Origin of the sequence: Streptomyces crystallinus (genome assembly GCF_039521265.1) — a bacterium.
In the GTDB taxonomy this organism is placed as follows: Bacteria; Actinomycetota; Actinomycetes; order Streptomycetales; family Streptomycetaceae; genus Streptomyces; species Streptomyces crystallinus.
The window spans coordinates 36797-52072 of the sequence record NZ_BAAACA010000025.1; the positions used below are offsets into that span (position 1 = coordinate 36797).

9 protein-coding genes and 1 pseudogene are annotated in these 15276 nt (G+C 74.4%); 7 read left to right on the forward strand and 3 right to left on the reverse strand.

Annotated features, from left to right (window positions below):
• Window positions 1-105: 105 nt before the first annotated feature.
• From ABD236_RS20270 to ABD236_RS20295, 6 genes and pseudogenes are all read left to right on the forward strand, one after another.
• A pseudogene (locus tag ABD236_RS20270) lies at window positions 106-2418 on the forward strand (DUF3492 domain-containing protein); the annotation flags it as partial.
• Between the two features lie 629 nt (window positions 2419-3047).
• The gene (locus ABD236_RS20275) at window positions 3048-4640 is read left to right on the forward strand and encodes a hypothetical protein (RefSeq protein ID WP_344075202.1); all 1593 of its coding nucleotides are present in this window, start codon (window positions 3048-3050) and stop codon (window positions 4638-4640) included.
• An 82-nt stretch (window positions 4641-4722) separates the two neighbouring features.
• Window positions 4723-5694: an NAD-dependent epimerase/dehydratase family protein gene (locus ABD236_RS20280; RefSeq protein ID WP_344075203.1), complete on the forward strand. Its 972-nt coding sequence runs from the start codon at window positions 4723-4725 to the stop codon at window positions 5692-5694.
• Entirely contained in the window at window positions 5682-6434 is a 753-nt protein-coding gene (locus tag ABD236_RS20285) for a spherulation-specific family 4 protein (protein ID WP_344075204.1), read from the forward strand. Before ABD236_RS20280 ends, ABD236_RS20285 begins: the two co-directional genes overlap by 13 nt.
• A gap of 63 nt (window positions 6435-6497) precedes the next feature.
• Window positions 6498-7676 (forward strand): adenylyltransferase/sulfurtransferase MoeZ, encoded by a 1179-nt coding sequence (gene moeZ, locus ABD236_RS20290; RefSeq protein ID WP_344075205.1) that lies wholly within the window; start codon window positions 6498-6500, stop codon window positions 7674-7676.
• A gap of 132 nt (window positions 7677-7808) precedes the next feature.
• A complete protein-coding gene (locus tag ABD236_RS20295) occupies window positions 7809-8282 on the forward strand; it encodes a hypothetical protein (protein WP_344075206.1) in 474 nt (157 codons plus the stop codon).
• 41 nt (window positions 8283-8323) lie between these two features.
• On the opposite strand, the gene ABD236_RS20300 is transcribed toward ABD236_RS20295, so the two are convergent.
• The 3 genes from ABD236_RS20300 to ABD236_RS20310 all read right to left on the reverse strand — a co-directional run bounded on the left by ABD236_RS20300 (window position 8324) and on the right by ABD236_RS20310 (window position 14511).
• Complete coding sequence (locus ABD236_RS20300) at window positions 8324-9880, reverse strand: alpha/beta hydrolase (RefSeq protein ID WP_344075207.1); 1557 nt, start codon at window positions 9878-9880, stop codon at window positions 8324-8326.
• Between the two features lie 140 nt (window positions 9881-10020).
• Window positions 10021-11580, reverse strand: coding sequence for an alpha/beta hydrolase (locus tag ABD236_RS20305; RefSeq protein ID WP_344075208.1), 1560 nt, complete (start codon window positions 11578-11580; stop codon window positions 10021-10023).
• Between the two features lie 81 nt (window positions 11581-11661).
• The gene (locus ABD236_RS20310; RefSeq protein ID WP_425543911.1) at window positions 11662-14511 is read right to left on the reverse strand and encodes a lysylphosphatidylglycerol synthase transmembrane domain-containing protein; all 2850 of its coding nucleotides are present in this window, start codon (window positions 14509-14511) and stop codon (window positions 11662-11664) included.
• 233 nt (window positions 14512-14744) lie between these two features.
• Here ABD236_RS20310 and ABD236_RS20315 point away from each other — a divergent pair, with 233 nt between their 5' ends.
• A complete protein-coding gene (locus tag ABD236_RS20315) occupies window positions 14745-15191 on the forward strand; it encodes an MGMT family protein (protein ID WP_344075261.1) in 447 nt (148 codons plus the stop codon).
• Window positions 15192-15276: the final 85 nt, after the last annotated feature.

Consider the following 15276-nt stretch of genomic DNA (forward strand, 5'->3'; position numbering starts at 1 on the left):
TGGACAACCGTCCATCGCGCCACCGCCGTATCCGCTTACGTTCTTCCCGCTGCGAGTCGCCGGTGCACCGGCGGCCGCCCACCAGGGAGATCGGGGGTGCGTACATTGCGGATCGGACTGCTCACCGACGGCGGTTATCCGTACACGACCGGCGAGTCCAGGCTGTGGTGCGACCGGCTCGTGCGCGGGCTCGCGCGGCACGAGTTCGACATATACGCGCTGAGCCGCTCGGCGGCGCAGGAGGAACGCGGCTGGGTGGCCCTGCCGCCCCAGGTCCGCCGGGTGCGTACGGCCCCACTGTGGGCGGCGCAGGACGGGGGCCGCTTCCGTACGCGCTCCCAGCCGCCCCGCCGCCTCGGCCGCCGCGAACGGGACCGGTTCGCCACCTGTCTGCGCGAGCTGGCGGGAGCGATCTGCATGGCCGGCCCGGGCGGGGCGGACGGCGACGGCGGGCAGCCGGGCGCGCCGACGACCCCGGCCCGCGAGGGGCTGCCGGCAGGTGTCCCCGGGCAGCGGCCGGGCGGCAGCGGGCCGGACAAGGGCGCCGAGGCGCCCGGGCCCGCCGGTCGTGCCGGCGACCCGGACGCGCTGACGGTCGCCTTCGACGCGGCCGCGGCGGGCGGGTCCGTGGCGGGCGGGCCCGACGGCGCCCCCGCGGGCGGCCCGTCGCGGTTCGCGGACGCGCTGTACGGACTGGCAGACCTGGCCAGGGAGTGCGGCGGGCTGTCCGGCGCACTGCGCTCCGAGACGGCCGTACGGGTCCTGGAGGCCGCCTGCCGCACCCCCGGCGCGAGCCGCGCGGTGCAGGCCGCTCGCGTCCCCGACTACCTGGCCTTCGCCGACCTGCTGGAGCGCGCCCTGCGTCCGCTCTCGCTCGACTGGTACGACGCGGCGGGCCTGGGCGACGTCGACCTCTGCCACGCGGCCGGAGGCGGCTGCGCCGCCCTCCCGGGACTGCTGGCCAAACGCTTCTTCGGAGTCCCGCTCCTGGTCACCGAGTACGGGGTGCAGCTGCGCGCGCACTACCTCGCGGCGGGCGACGCGCGCGTGCCGGTCCGGGCGCTGACGGCCGCGTTCCACCGGCGGCTCGCCGCCGAGGTGTACGAGCGGGCCGCGCTCATCACCCCCGGCAACACCCACACCCGCCGCTGGCAGGAGAAGTGCGGCGCCGACCGCGCCAAGCTGCGCACGGTGTACCCGGGCATGGCCGCCGACCGCTTCCAGACGGTCGGCGAGGACACCGGCGGGGGCGACCCGGCCACCCTGGTCTGGGTCGGCCGCGTCGACCCGACCAAGGACCTCATCGCCCTGCTGCACGCCTTCGCGGAGATCCGCCGCGCGGAGCCGGACGCGAGGCTGCGGATCTTCTACGCGGCGCAGGCACCGGGGACCGCCCCCGGCACGCACGCGTACGGCCCGGTGTCGATGCCGTACGGCGACGCGCCGGGTGCGGGGCGCGGTGCGCCGGGGCCGGGCGGGCGTGCCGGCGGCGCTTCGGCTCGCGGCCAGGTGTTCGGTACGGCGGACTTCGACGGGCCCGGCGCGGGCCGTTCCGGCGGAGGCCGTTCCGGTGGAGGCCGTTCCGGTGGTGCGGGCTCGGTGTACGCGGGCGGTCCGGGGCACGGGCCGGGGGCGCCGGGGGCTGGGCGCGCGGGCGGTACGGGGTATGGCGTCGGCGGCGCGGAGAGCGCGTCCGGATCCGGGTACAGGTACCGATCCGGGTTCGGGTCCGGCTCGGGATGCGCGGGCGCTGATCATGGCGTGGGCGGTTCTGGGTCCAGGGGTGACGCGTACGCGTTCGGCGGTTCCGGATATCCGGGCGGTGCGTACGGCACCGGCGGTTCCGGATACGCCGGTGGCGCGTACGGCTTCGGTGGCGCCGGATACGCCGGTGGGGCGTACGCCTTCGGCGCCGGATACCAGGGCGGCGCCGACGGCTTGGGCGCTCCCGGCTCCTCCTTCTCCTCCCTCGCGCCCGAGTCGGCCGCCTATCTCTCCCACTGCCGGGCTCTGGCGGCCCAGCTCTTCCCGGACGAGGCCGTGGACGCGCACGCGGTCGGGGACAACCCGGTCTCCTTCGAGGAGATCGGCGGCCCCGGCGCCCCCGAACTGGCCGACGCGTACGCGTCCGGCAGCGTGGTCGTGCTCTCCAGCGTCGTCGAGGGCTTCCCGGTCAGCCTGGTCGAGGCGATGTTCTGCGGCCGGGCCACGGTGTCGACGGACGCGGGCGCGGTGGTCGAGGTCATCGGCGGCACGGGGCTCGTGGTGCCGCCGCGCAACCCCCGTGCGCTGGCCGACGCGTGCGTGGCGCTGCTGCGCGACCCCGAACGGCGTGAGCGGCTCGGCGCCGCCGCCCGGGCCCGCGCGCTCGAACTCTTCACCGTCGAGCAGAACCTCGCGGCATTTCGCGGCATTTACCTGGAGCTGATGTCCCACTCCCCGGTGCACCGGGAGACCCTGGACGAGAACGGCGCCCCGGTACCGTTCGCCCACCCGGCCGAGGCCCATGTCAGGGGCAGCTGGGCGGCCTTGGCCGCCCCGTCCACGGCGGCCGGGTACGCCCCGAGCTGGGCGGACGCGGGGGCGCGGGGCGAGGCCCGTACGACCGGCCCGGTCGCGGGTCCGGATGTGGCGGACACGCGCGCGTACGGCGGGGGAGCGCCGGGCGCGGACGCGGACCGCACGACCGCCGGGGCGGCGGACCCGGCCCTGACGGAACCGGGCGTGCGCGGCGGCGGAGTGCGGAGCGAGGGCGCGGCCCGTGCGACCGGCCGGCTGGCGGACCTGGCGGACACGGCGGTGGCGGACCGCACGACCGGCCGGGCGGCTGACCTGGCGGACACGGCGGTGGCGGCGCGTGCGACCGGCCACGCGGCGGACCTCGCGGACACGGCCGTGATGGGCCCCGGCGGGTTCGCCGGACCCGGTCGTCGTCCAACTGGCCACTCCAGCCCCTTCCGTACCGCACCTGGGCACTCGGCCCCAGCCGCCTCCGACCCGCCCGGCCTCGGCCGCTCCGGCTCCGCCCACGCAGAGGAGGCGACCCGATGACCCTCCCGCCGACGACCCGGCCCACGGACGGCCCCGCCGACAACGACATCCCGCGCGCCCCGGAGAGCGCGGGCGCCTGGGACATCCGCTCCGAGGCCCTGCTGTCCGACCCGCTCCCGAAGCGCCCCACCGGCGTACGGGGCCAGCGCCTCCCGGTCCAGCGCCCCGACTCGGGGTCGCTGGCGGGGAGTTCGGCGGACGCGGACGGGGCGGGTTCGGCAGGCGGCGGGAGGCCCGGGAACAGGACGAGCCCGCCAGACAGCGCGGGCCCGACGGCCGGTGCGGCGGACAGGCCGGGCCCGAGTCCGGCGGGCGGAGTGAGCCGGACGGCCGAGCCGACGGACAGCGCCGGCCCGACGGCCGCGCGCCCCGCCGCGAACTCCGCCCGCCCCGCCCCCGGTTCCTCCTGGGGCGACGCCCCGGCCACCCACGAGCCCCCCGCCCCGGCCCGGGGGCCCGCGGCCCCGGACCAGCCCTCCGCGACGGCCGCCCGCCCCCGCCGCAGGGGCCCCGCCGACCCCGTCAAGGCGTTGATGCACCGGCACCGGGAGCTGTGCGAGCGGGCCGTCGACCCGTTGGAGATCGCCGCCGGGCTGGAGGCGCACGGCGTGACCGACCGGACCGCCGCGCGCTTCCGCCACCGCGACGTGTTCTCGCTCGCCGAGGAGCTCTACGCGCGCGTGCCGCGCGGCACCGAACCGCCGCGCCACGACCTGGAGCCCGCGCCCCAGCCCGCCGGGCGCCTGTTCCGGGTGCTGCGCGCGCTGCTGCCCGGCGCCCTGTGCGCGCTCACCGTGACGGCGGCCCGGCTCACCGTCGGCGGCGCCCGCCTCGCGGTGATCGCCGCCGGGGCCGCCGCCGTGGGCGCCGCCCTCGCGTACGCCGTCCGCCGCGGCCCCCTGCGCACCGGCCGTGGCGCCGGGCTGCCGTGGACGCTCTGGCTCGCCGGCTACGCCGTCGCGGGCAACGGCCTGCTGGACGCGCTGGTCGCGGGCGGCCCGGACGGCGCCCCCGGCACCCCGGACGGCTGGGCCGCCGACCCGGCGGCAGCGGTCGGCCTCACCCTGGCGCTGGCCCCCGCCACCTGGTGCGCCCGCCTCTTCGCCGTACGCGCCCGGCGCGGCCTCGCCACCAGCCGTGGCCTGGAGGAGTTCGCCGACCGCTCCCGCCCGCTGCTGCTCGGCGCGGTCGCGGTGTTCCTGGGCGCCCTCACCGCAGTCCTGCTGACCGGCCGACTCGTGTACGGGCACGGCTCGTTCGCCTCGGCCGCCGCTCCCGGCGCCCTGCTCTTCCTGGCCCGGCTGCTCACCCTGCACGGCTTCGCCCCGGCCGCCATCGCCGGACTGCGCGCGGCCGCCTGCGCCGAGGCGGCCGCCCTCGCCCTGGTGCTCGCCGGCCGGCTGCCGGGCTGCGCCGCCCTCGCCCGCCCGGTGACCGCCGTGGTCGAGGCGGGCGGCGCGGGAGCCGTCCCGGCCGGTGTCTGCGGCGCCGCCGCCCTCGCCCTGCTCACCCGGGCCACCGCGGTCCTCGCCCGCGCCTCGGCCCACTCCGTACGCCCACCGACCCCCGAACAGCACTACACGCATTGACGCGCGTTGATGCCCGAAGGAGAACGAGACACATGACCGCCCTGCCCCCGGCCTGCTGCCGACCGCACGGAAAGGCCGCGCGATGAGGGTGCTACTGCTCGGTGCCAACGGATATCTGGGCCGTTTCGTCGCCGACCGCCTGCTCGCCGACCCGGCCGTCCAGCTCACCGCGCTCGGGCGCGGCGACGACGCCGACGTACGGTTCGACTTGGCCTCCGGCAGCCCGGGAGCCCTCACCCGCTTCCTGGACGCCGTCCACCCCGGGGTCGTGATCAACTGCGCCGGCGCCACCCGCGGCGGCGCCCGCGAGCTGACCCGGCACAACACGGTCGCCGTCGCCACCGTCTGCGAGGCGCTGCGCCGCAGCGGCTGCGGCGCCCGCCTCGTCCAGCTCGGCTGCGCCTCCGAATACGGGCCCTCCCAGCCGGGCTCGTCCACCGCCGAGGACGCGGTGCCCCGCCCCGGCGGCCCGTACGGCGTGAGCAAGCTCGCCGGGACCGAACTGGTCCTCGGCTCCGGCCTGGACGCCATCGTGCTGCGGGTCTTCTCTCCCGTCGGGCCCGGCACCCCCGCCGGATCCCCGCTCGGCCGTCTCGCCGAGGCGATGCGCCGGGCCATGCAGTCCGGCGACGGGGAGCTGAAGCTGGCCGGGCTCGGGGTGCAGCGCGACTTCGTCGACGTCCGCGACGTGGCCCGCGCCGTGCACGCCGCCTCCCTGTCGGCCGCCCAGGGCGTCGTCAACATCGGCACCGGCCGCTCGGTGAAGCTGCGCGACGCGGCCGCCGTGCTCGCCCGGGTCGCCGGGTACGGCGGCGCGCTGCACGAGCTGGACGCCGGTCCCGGCCTGCGACCGGGTGTCATCGGTGCCCCCCGCCCGTCCGCCGACGCCGTGATGGAACATCTGGCGGCGCCCCCGGCCCCGTACCCCGACGGGTGCGGCAGCTGGCAGCAGGCCGACGTCCGCACCGCGCGCGACAGGCTCGGCTGGCGGCCCCGGATCAACCTGGAGGAGTCGCTGGCCGACATCTGGATGGAGGCGGCGTGCCGCATCTGACCACCACCGGAGCCACGCGCGCGGCGACCTCGGGGCGGCGGCTCGGCTTCGGCGTCCCCGGCTGTGCGCACCCGCTGCTCGCCCCGGTCGAGTGGGCCGAGCTGACCCGCCCGGGCACCCCGCTGCACTGGGCGGTACTGAACGTCGCCGACGGGCCGGGCTGCCGGCCGGACCCGCACTGTCTGGAGGCCGCCGGAAAGCTGCGCAACGCGGGCATCCGGGTCCTCGGCCACCTCGACACCGCGTACGGGACCCGCCCCTTCGGGGAGCAGATCTCCGACGCCCAGCGCTTCCTGGACTGGTACCGCGTCGACGGCTTCCTGCTGGACCGCTGTCCCACGGACCGGGACGCGCTGCCCGAGGTGCGGCGCACGACGGCGACCCTGCGGGCCCTGCGCGAGGGCGCCCACCTGGTCCTCGGCCACGGCGCCCACCCCTACCCCGGCTACGCGGAGACCGCCGACCAACTGGTCACCTTCACCGGCCCGTGGAGCGAGTACCGCTGGTCCCAGGTGGCCGAATGGACCGCGGACCACCCGGCGGAGCGCTTCTGCCACTTCGTCCACGGCGTACCCCGTGGCCATCTCGACGAGGCCCTGCGGATCGCCCGCTGGCAGGGCGCGGGGACGATCTACTTCACCGACCGCGGCGACGCCGGGGGACAGATAAACCCCTTCGAGACACTGCCCGGCTACTGGGACGAAATCGTCTCGCGGATCGGACCAGGTATCTCGGAATGAGAAGTGGCGTGGCAGTGTTACGGGAAGAACAACCGTACTGACATACCGACCGACGGAGATTCCGTGTCGCTGCCACCCTTGGTCGAGCCGGCTGCCGAGCTCACCGTAGACGAGGTCCGCAGGTACTCGCGCCACCTGATCATTCCCGATGTCGGGATGGACGGGCAGAAGCGGCTGAAGAACGCCAAGGTGCTGTGCGTGGGCGCCGGCGGCCTCGGCTCGCCGGCCCTGATGTACCTGGCCGCCGCCGGTGTCGGCACGCTCGGCATCGTCGAGTTCGACGAGGTCGACGAGTCGAACCTGCAGCGCCAGATCATCCACAGCCAGGCCGACATCGGCCGCTCCAAGGCCGAGTCCGCCAAGGACTCGGTGCTGGGGATCAACCCGTACGTGAACGTGGTCCTGCACGAAGAGCGGCTCGAGGCCGAGAACGTGATGGACATCTTCAGCCAGTACGACCTGATCGTCGACGGTACGGACAACTTCGCCACCCGCTACCTCGTCAACGACGCGTGCGTGCTGCTCAACAAGCCGTACGTATGGGGCTCGATCTACCGCTTCGACGGCCAGGCCTCGGTCTTCTGGTCCGAGCACGGCCCCTGCTACCGCTGCCTCTACCCGGAGCCCCCGCCGCCGGGCATGGTCCCCTCCTGCGCCGAGGGCGGCGTGCTCGGCGTGCTCTGCGCGTCCATCGGCTCCATCCAGGTCAACGAGGCCATCAAGCTCCTCGCGGGCATCGGCGAGCCGCTGGTCGGCCGACTGATGATCTACGACGCCCTGGAGATGCAGTACCGCCAGGTGAAGGTCCGCAAGGACCCGAACTGCGCGGTCTGCGGTGAGAACCCGACCGTCACCGAGCTCATCGACTACGAGGCCTTCTGCGGCGTCGTGTCCGAGGAGGCCCAGGAGGCGGCGCTCGGCTCGACCATCACTCCCAAGCAGCTCAAGGAGTGGATCGACGCCGACGAGAAGATCGAGATCATCGACGTCCGCGAGCCGAACGAGTACGAGATCGTCTCCATCCCGGGCGCCAAGCTGATCCCGAAGAATGAGTTCCTGATGGGCAACGCCCTCCAGGACCTGCCGCAGGACAAGCGCATCGTGCTGCACTGCAAGACGGGCGTCCGCTCGGCCGAGGTGCTCGCGGTCCTGAAGTCCGCGGGCTTCGCGGACGCGGTCCACGTCGGCGGCGGTGTGATCGGCTGGGTCCACCAGATCGAGCCGGAGAAGCCCGTCTACTGATCCAGGTGCCGGTCCCGGGCCGTAGGACATTTGTCCTGCCGGACCCGGGACGGTCATCTCTGCCGTGCCCGGTGCCCCCTGAGCGAAGCTCTCTGTTGTCAGCGAGAGAGCGCACGCGAAGGGGGCACTGTGATGAGCGCGGTGGCAGTCGAGAACCAGGTCCGCACGGCCGGAGCCGAGGCCCGGACGGAGACCGCGCCGCCGGCCCCGAGCGCCGCCCGCCCGGAGATCAAGGGCCTGCCCACCTGGTACTTCCCGCTGGTCGGCTGCTTCGCCGGGGTCTTCGACATCGCCCGCGCGTACCCGGTCGTCTACTGGGCGATCCCGGTCGTCGCCGTCGTGAACATCGCCCTCACCCTCACCGTGCTCAGGGCGCGGATGCGCTACATGCGGGCGCTCTGGAAGAACAAGCGCACCCGGGTGCTCGCTCTCGGCCTGCTCGCCCTGCGCTTCGCGGTCCGCTTCGGCCTCAGCCTCGGCGGCCTCGCGATGGGCGCGGCGAGCGGCAGCCTGGTCGTCGGCGTGGTGATGGCGGTACTGGGGACGGCGATGGCCTGGGGCGACCAGTGGCTGATCCTGCGCACCCTCAGGCGCGCCCAGGCCTGACGGCCGCCCGGCCCGGGCGAGGCCAGGCCGCGCCCGCTCGGCTAGGACGAGCAGACGGTTCCGTTCGCCGGGACCTTGCCCTCCAGCAGATACGCGTCGACGGTCCGCGTCACACAGGTGTTGCCCTCGCTGTACGCGCCATGGCCCTCGCCCTTGTTGGTCAGCAGCACCCCCACGCCCGCGCCCAGCTTGTCCGCCATCCGCTTCGCGCCCTCGTACGGCGTCGCCGGGTCGCCGGTGGTGCCCACGACCAGGACCGGGCCCGCTCCCGGAGCGCTCGCCTCCGGCACATCCCGCTCGCCCGGCACCGGCCAGTCGGCACACCAGCCCGCGAGGTCCCAGGCCAGGAACTCCCCGAAGACCGGCGATATCCTCCGGAACTCCGGCAGCAGCGCCCGCGCCTGCGCGGCGGTCGGCCGGGCCTTGCTGTCGTCGCACGAGATCGCCCGCTGCGAGTGGCTCTGCGTGCCGTAGTGCCCGCTCTTGGAGCGGTCGTTGTACGAGTCGGCCATCGCGAGCAGCAGATTGCCGGTGCCGCGCTCCTGGACCTCGCCGAGCGCCTGGGTGAGGTAGGGCCAGCTCTCCTTCGAGTACAGGGGCATGACGATGCCGGTCAGCGCGAGCGTCTGGGTGAGCTTGCGGCCGCCCGCCGTGGGCAGCGGCCGCTCGTCCAGGCGCCCCAGGAGCTTGGCGATCTGCTCGGTGCCCTGCTTCGGGTCCTGGCCGGTCGACTTCAGATAGTCCTCCAGCGCCCGCTGGAAACCGGTGGCCTGGTTGCGGGCGTGGCCCACCGAGTCGGCGGTCGGGTCGACCACCGCGTCCAGCACGGTCCGCCCCACCTGGTGCGGGAACAAGTGGGCGTAGGTGCTGCCCAGTTCGGTTCCGTACGATATTCCGAAGTAGTTGAGCTTCGCGTCGCCGAGGACCTGGCGGAGCAGGTCCATGTCCCGGGCCGCGTTGCTCGTCCCCACATACGGCAGGACCTTCCCGGAGCGGCTGCGGCAGCCCGCCGCGACGGCGGCGCCGTCCTTGAGGAAGGCCGCCTCCTCGGCCGCGGTGTCCGGGGTGGCGTCGATCCGCCGCTCGGCCTCCGCCTGTTCCTTGTCGTCCCGGCAGACCACGCCGGCGCTCTTGGCGACGCCGCGCGGGTCGAAACCGACCAGGTCGTAGCGGGAGTTGAGGGAGGTGAAGGTCTTCGCGGCGCGCGGCAGGATCTCGACGCCCGAGCCGCCGGGGCCGCCGAAGTTGAAGAGCAGCGAGCCGATCCGCTTGTCCTTCTCGCGCGCCTGCTTGCGCACGAGCGCGAGGGAGATGGTGTCACCGGCCGGTTTCGCGTAGTCCAGCGGCACCTTGACCTCGGCGCACTGCCAGCCAGGGCTCTGGCACGAACTCCACCGCGGCCGCTGCCCGGTGAGCACGGCCGGAAGCGCCCGGGCCTTGTCGTCCGCACTAGCCGTCGGCGCGGCGGAGGCCTTGGTGGGGGGCGGGGAGCTCGCGTCCGAGGACTTCCCGCCGGAGTCGCAGCCCGCCAGGAGCCCGGCCGCCAGCACGGCGACGGCGGCCAGCGCTCCTGCCCGTACACGTACAAGTCTGTTCATGGACGCCCCCCACAGGCCCCGCCGCGCACCGGCCGTCAGGCCCGTGCGACCAGCGGGATTCGGATCTGCGAATCAAGTCCCCTCATCGTAGGCGGACCCACTGACAACGGCCCGGCGGGCCCTGTGCACGGGCGCCGGGGCTACTGGCAGACCGTTCCGGCCGCGGGCGTCCTGCCGTCGAGCAGGTACGTGTTCACCGCGTCCTGCACGCACTTGCTGCCGCTGTTGTACGCGCCGTGCCCCTGCCCCTTGTACGTCAGCTCCACCCCGACGCCCGACCCGAGCTTCTCCGCCATGTGCTTGGCGCCCTCGTACGGCGTGGCGGGGTCGCCGGTGTTGCCGACGACCACGATCGGCGCCGCGCCCGGGGCGCTGACGTCCGGCGTGCTCCACTGCCCGGGCACCGGCCAGGCGGTGCAGCTGAGCAGACCCCAGCCGAGGAAGTCGCCGAAGACGGGGGACGCCTTGCGGAACTCGGGCAGCTTGGCCTTCGTTTGGTCCAGTGAGAAGCGGTCCTTGAAATCAGCACAGTTGATGGCGGTGTTGGCCGCCTGGATGTTGCTGTACGTGCCGTCCTTGGCCCGGCCGTTCATCGCGTCGGACAGGGCGAGGAGCAGGGCGCCGTTCCCGCCCTGCGCCTCGTCCACGCCCTGCTCCAAAAGCTGCCAGTACTCCTTGGAGTAGAGGGCCTGGGCGATGCCGTTGGTCGCCTCGGTCTGGGTGAGCATGCGGGTGCCGCTGCCGGGGATGGGCTGCTTGTCGAGGTCGGCGCGGAGTTTGACGATGCCGGCCTCGACCTCCTTCACGTCCGCCCCGGCCAGCTGGCACTTGTCGCCCCGGTTCACGCAGTCCTGGGCGAAGTTGTCGAGGGCGAGCTGGAAGCCCTTGGCCTGGCCGAGCGCGCCCTGTTCGGAGGTGCTGGTGGGGTCGACGACGGCGTCGAAGACGGCCCGGCCGACGTTCTGGGGGAACAGATGGGCGTACACCCCGCCCAGTTCGGTCCCGTAGGAGATGCCGAAGTAGTACAGCTTGTCGTCACCCAGGACCTGGCGCATCAGGTCCATGTCGCGCGCGGCGCTGGTCGTGCCGACATGGGGCAGGACCCGTCCCGAGTTGGACTGGCAGGTCGCCGCGAACGACTTCATGTTGGAGGTGAGGGACTGCTCCTCGGCCGCGTCGTCGGGCGTGAAGTCCAGGGCGAAGTAGCGGTCGAGCTGGCTGTCGCTCTCGCACTGCACGGGTGCGCTGGAGCCCACCCCGCGCGGGTCGAAGCTCACCAGGTCGTAGCGCTCCCTGAGCTTGTCGTAGTCGCCCGCGGCGGCGGGCAGGGTGGTCACCCCGGAGCCGCCGGGCCCGCCGAAGTTGAAGATCAGCGACCCGATGCGCCGGTTCTTGTCGCGGGCCTCGGCCCGGATGAGCGCGAGTTCGGCCGACCCGGCCTTCGGGTTGTCGTAGTCCAGGGGCACGCGCAGGGTGGCGCACTTCCACTCGCCCCCGCCGGGCGGCGGCGAGGGCGCCTCCCCGGTGCCCTCCGCCTGGGAGGGCGCGCCGCACTTCTTCCAGCTCAGCTTCTGGGAGGCGAGCGACGAGGCCTTGGCCGGGGACGACTCCTTGGTCCCGCTGTCGGAGCACCCGGTGGCGGCGAGCAGCAGGGCGGCGGTGGCGAGAGCGGCGGCGCGCGACGCGGCGGGGTTCTCCATGCTCCCCATCGTGGGCCCGTCAGCCGCGCCCCGCGCGAAACCGCAGGCCATGCGGGTGGCAGCGGGCGGGGCGCGGGCCGCTCAGAGCTCGCCCCTGCGGGTCAGGTAGTTGAAGCACAGCCACCCCGGCAGCACCGGAAGCCAGAAGGTGAGCAGCCGGTAGAGCAGCACGGCGGAGGCCGCCGTCTCGGCCGGCAGGCCCGCGATGGTCAGCGCCGTGGAGAGCGCCAGCTCGACCGCGCCGACACCGCCGGGCGTCGGGGCCGCCGAGCCCAGCGCGTTGGCGGTGAGGAAGACCACCGCGACGCTCGCGTAGCTGAGCGTGTTGGCGCCGGATCCGAACGCCCGGATGGACGCGTCCAGGCACATCACGAAGGCGCCGGTGATCAGCAGTATGCCGCCGATGCCGGTGAGCAGCTTCTGGGGGCGCTGGAGCACGTCCAGCATGCGCGGCACCACTCCGGCGAACAGCGACCGGACCCGGGTGACGACGAACTTCCGCAGGAAGGGGATGGCGGTGACCACCAGGATCAGCACCGCCGCCGTCAGCAGCCCGGCGATCACGGTCCGGGACGGCGACAGGTCCGGCGTCTTCTCGGTGCCCGTCACATAGCCGAAGACCAGCAGCAGCGAGATGTGCGAGGCGAGGCCGAACAGCTGGGAGGCGCCCACGCTCGCCACCGCCAGGCCCGGGCGGACCCCGGCGCGCTGGAGGAACCGGGTGTTGAGGGCGACGCCGCCGACCGCCGCGGGGGCGACCAGCTTCACGAACGAGCCCGCCACCTGCGCGATCACGGCCCGCCCGAACGGCACCTTCTCGGGTACGAAGCCCAGCAGGCTCGCCGCCGCCGCCGGATAGGAGAGCGCGGAGAAGAGCACGGCCGCCGCCACCCAGCCCCACTGCGCGTTCGCGACGAGATCGCCGAACTTGATGTGGGTGATCTGCACCAGCAGGTAGTACGCGGCGATCGCACCGGCGACGAACGTCAGCAGCGTCTTGACCTTGATGCGCTCCAGGCGCACCGGCTCCACCGGCGCCTGCGGCCGGATCAGCAGCACCTGGGCGCGGATCTGGGTGAGCAGATCGTCCTCGCGCGCGTTCTCCAGCGCCTCGTCGATGGCCTCCTTCTCGGCCTTCTTCTCGGCCCGCACGGCCTTGTTCTCGGCCCGTCCGGCCTTGCGCTCCTCCCCGGCGGCCGGGGGCGGCTCGACGGGGCTCGACACCTCGGCCTCGCGCTGGCGGGCCAGCGCCGCCTCGGCGGCCCGGGCCTCCTTGGCCGCGAGCGAGGCCTCGATGACGGCCTCGCGCTCGCGCTGCGCCTGCTCGCGCGCCAGGCGCCGCAGCGTCGCGCGCGTGGAGCGGCTCAGCGCGATCGGCTGGAGCAGCGGCAGACTGTCGGCCACGGTGTCCGGGCCCAGTACCTCGACGGCGGCGGCGACCGCGCGCTCGGCGCCGACCCGCAGCCCCAGGGTGACCAGCAGCTGGGCGATGTCCATCCGCAGCACCACGTCGCCGGCCGCGATCTCGCCGCCGCGCAGATCGGTGAGGATCACCGTGCCGGAACGATCCACCAGGATCGCGTCCCCCGCCAGCCGGCGGTGGGCGATGCGCCGCGACTGGAGCGCGCGCACCTGCCGCCAGGCGCTGCGCATCAGGTCGTCGGTGATCTCCTCGTCGCCCAGCGAGTCCAGCGAGCGCCCGCCGGTGTGCTCGTACACCAGCATCACGGCGTCCGGGCCGAGCTCGGAGGTGGCGATGAGCTTCGGCGCGTGGGCCCCGGCGGCGATCGCCGCGTACGCCAGCAGCGCCTCCTGCTCCAGCGCCTGGCGCAGCGACTGGATGGAGCGGCGGGTGGTGATGGAGCGCAGGGTGAGGCGGCGCCAGGCCCGGTAGAAGAAGCCCTGGGCCTGCTGTTCGCGGTCGACGACGGTGACGTCGAGCGGCGGCGCGTCCTCCAGCGTCACGAAGTAGCGCCGGCCCCGGTCGCCCTGCTCCATGGAGTCCGGTACGTCCTCGGCGCGCATCGCGGTCAGCGGCCGGAAGCCCACGTTCCGCAGTCCGGCGAGGAGGGTCTGGCCGGTGGGCCGGACATTGGGCGAGCCCACCGCGTACAGCGTTCCGTACGCGACCGTCCAGCCGATCAGGACCGTCACCAGGATCGAGAAGGCGGTCGTCTGGCCGCCCACGAGCACCGCGAAGGAGTTGAGCAGCAGCACCGCCCACAGGGCGACCCGCCAGCGTGGTCGGCGGGCCATCCCGACGGCCGTCATATAGGCGATGACCGGGGCGAGATAGCCGTGCACCGGATCGGTGAGCCCGCCCGAGCCGGACTGCTGGGTGAGCGCGCTGGTGATCGACTCGGGCGCCGACTTGGCCACCCACAGATCGGTGGCGAGGGCCGCGCCGTGGGCGAGCACGGCCGCGAGCACCCCGTCCGCGATGCGCAGCCCGTCGCGTTTGATCAGCCGCTCGATGGCGAAGGCGACCGGCAGGATCAGCACCGCGATGGAGGAGACCAGACCGGCCAGCCGGATCAGTACGTCCGGCGCCTGGTCGGAGCCCTTGCTGATGTCCTGTTCGAGGCCGGAGGTGGTGTGGTGGGCGATGGCGGCGATGGTGAGCACGATCGCGATGGCCAGCACACCGCTGATCAGCCGTACGAGGTCGGAGGGCCGGTGCACGCGCGCGGGGAGCAGCGGCTCGTCCACCGAGACGCGCTCGATGGACGCAGCGGCCTCACACGCCTCGAAGTCCCCCCGCCCGTGCGGCGCGGAGACGGCCGTGGCGCCGGAGGGCGAGACGGAGGCGGCCCTGCCGCGGGGGGCGGCGGGGGAGTCGGGCGAGGCCGCGGCCTCGGCGCCGGAAGCGGGTGCGTCGGACCGCGCTCCCGTCTCCGGGGAGCTGCCGGCCGCCGCTTCGGGTGGCTGCACGCCCCGCTCCTTCGCCGTCTGGTCCGCTGTCTCGCCGGTCTGGTCTTCGGTCTGCTCTTCGTGCTCTCGTATCACCGGTCACCGCCCGCATGATGGTGGCATGACCGGGCTCCCCGGGGAGCCATCAGGGTGCGTCGAGAGGACGTACGCCGTGCGGCACGCGCCTTGCGGGCGGGGTGCGCGCGGTCGGCGGGAGCCCGCTTTCCGCCGCACTGTCGGTGGCGTACGGCAGGATGGACCGGGTGAGCGATGAGCTGCCGGAACTCCCGGAGTATGCCGAACGGGTGCTGGACGTCGCCGAGCAGATCCCGCCCGGCCGGGTGATGACGTACGGGGACGTCGCCGAATGGCTGGGCGAGGGCGGACCCCGCCAGGTCGGCCGCGTCATGGCGCTGTACGGGGGCGCCGCGCCCTGGTGGCGCGTGGTGCGCGCGGACGGCGCGCTGCTGCCGGGCCACGAGCTGCGCGCCCTCGGCCACTACCGGGACGAGTCCACGCCGCTGCGCGAGGCGAGCCGGGCCGTCGAGGGGCATCTGCCGCGCCTCGACATGCGCCGGGCCCGCTGGGACGGCGGCGCGCGGGCGAGCGAGGAGAGCCGCTCCGCGCGCGCCGGGGACATACCGGCCGCGCGGACGGCGGGCGCGGAACGCGAGGTCGGCGGCGGGGCGGCTCATATCTGACAGCTTCGGCCATCGGGCGTCGCCGGGGGCGGCCGCAGGCCCGTACGGATGACTCGCTGCGTGCCGGGCGCGCTTCGGCGTACCG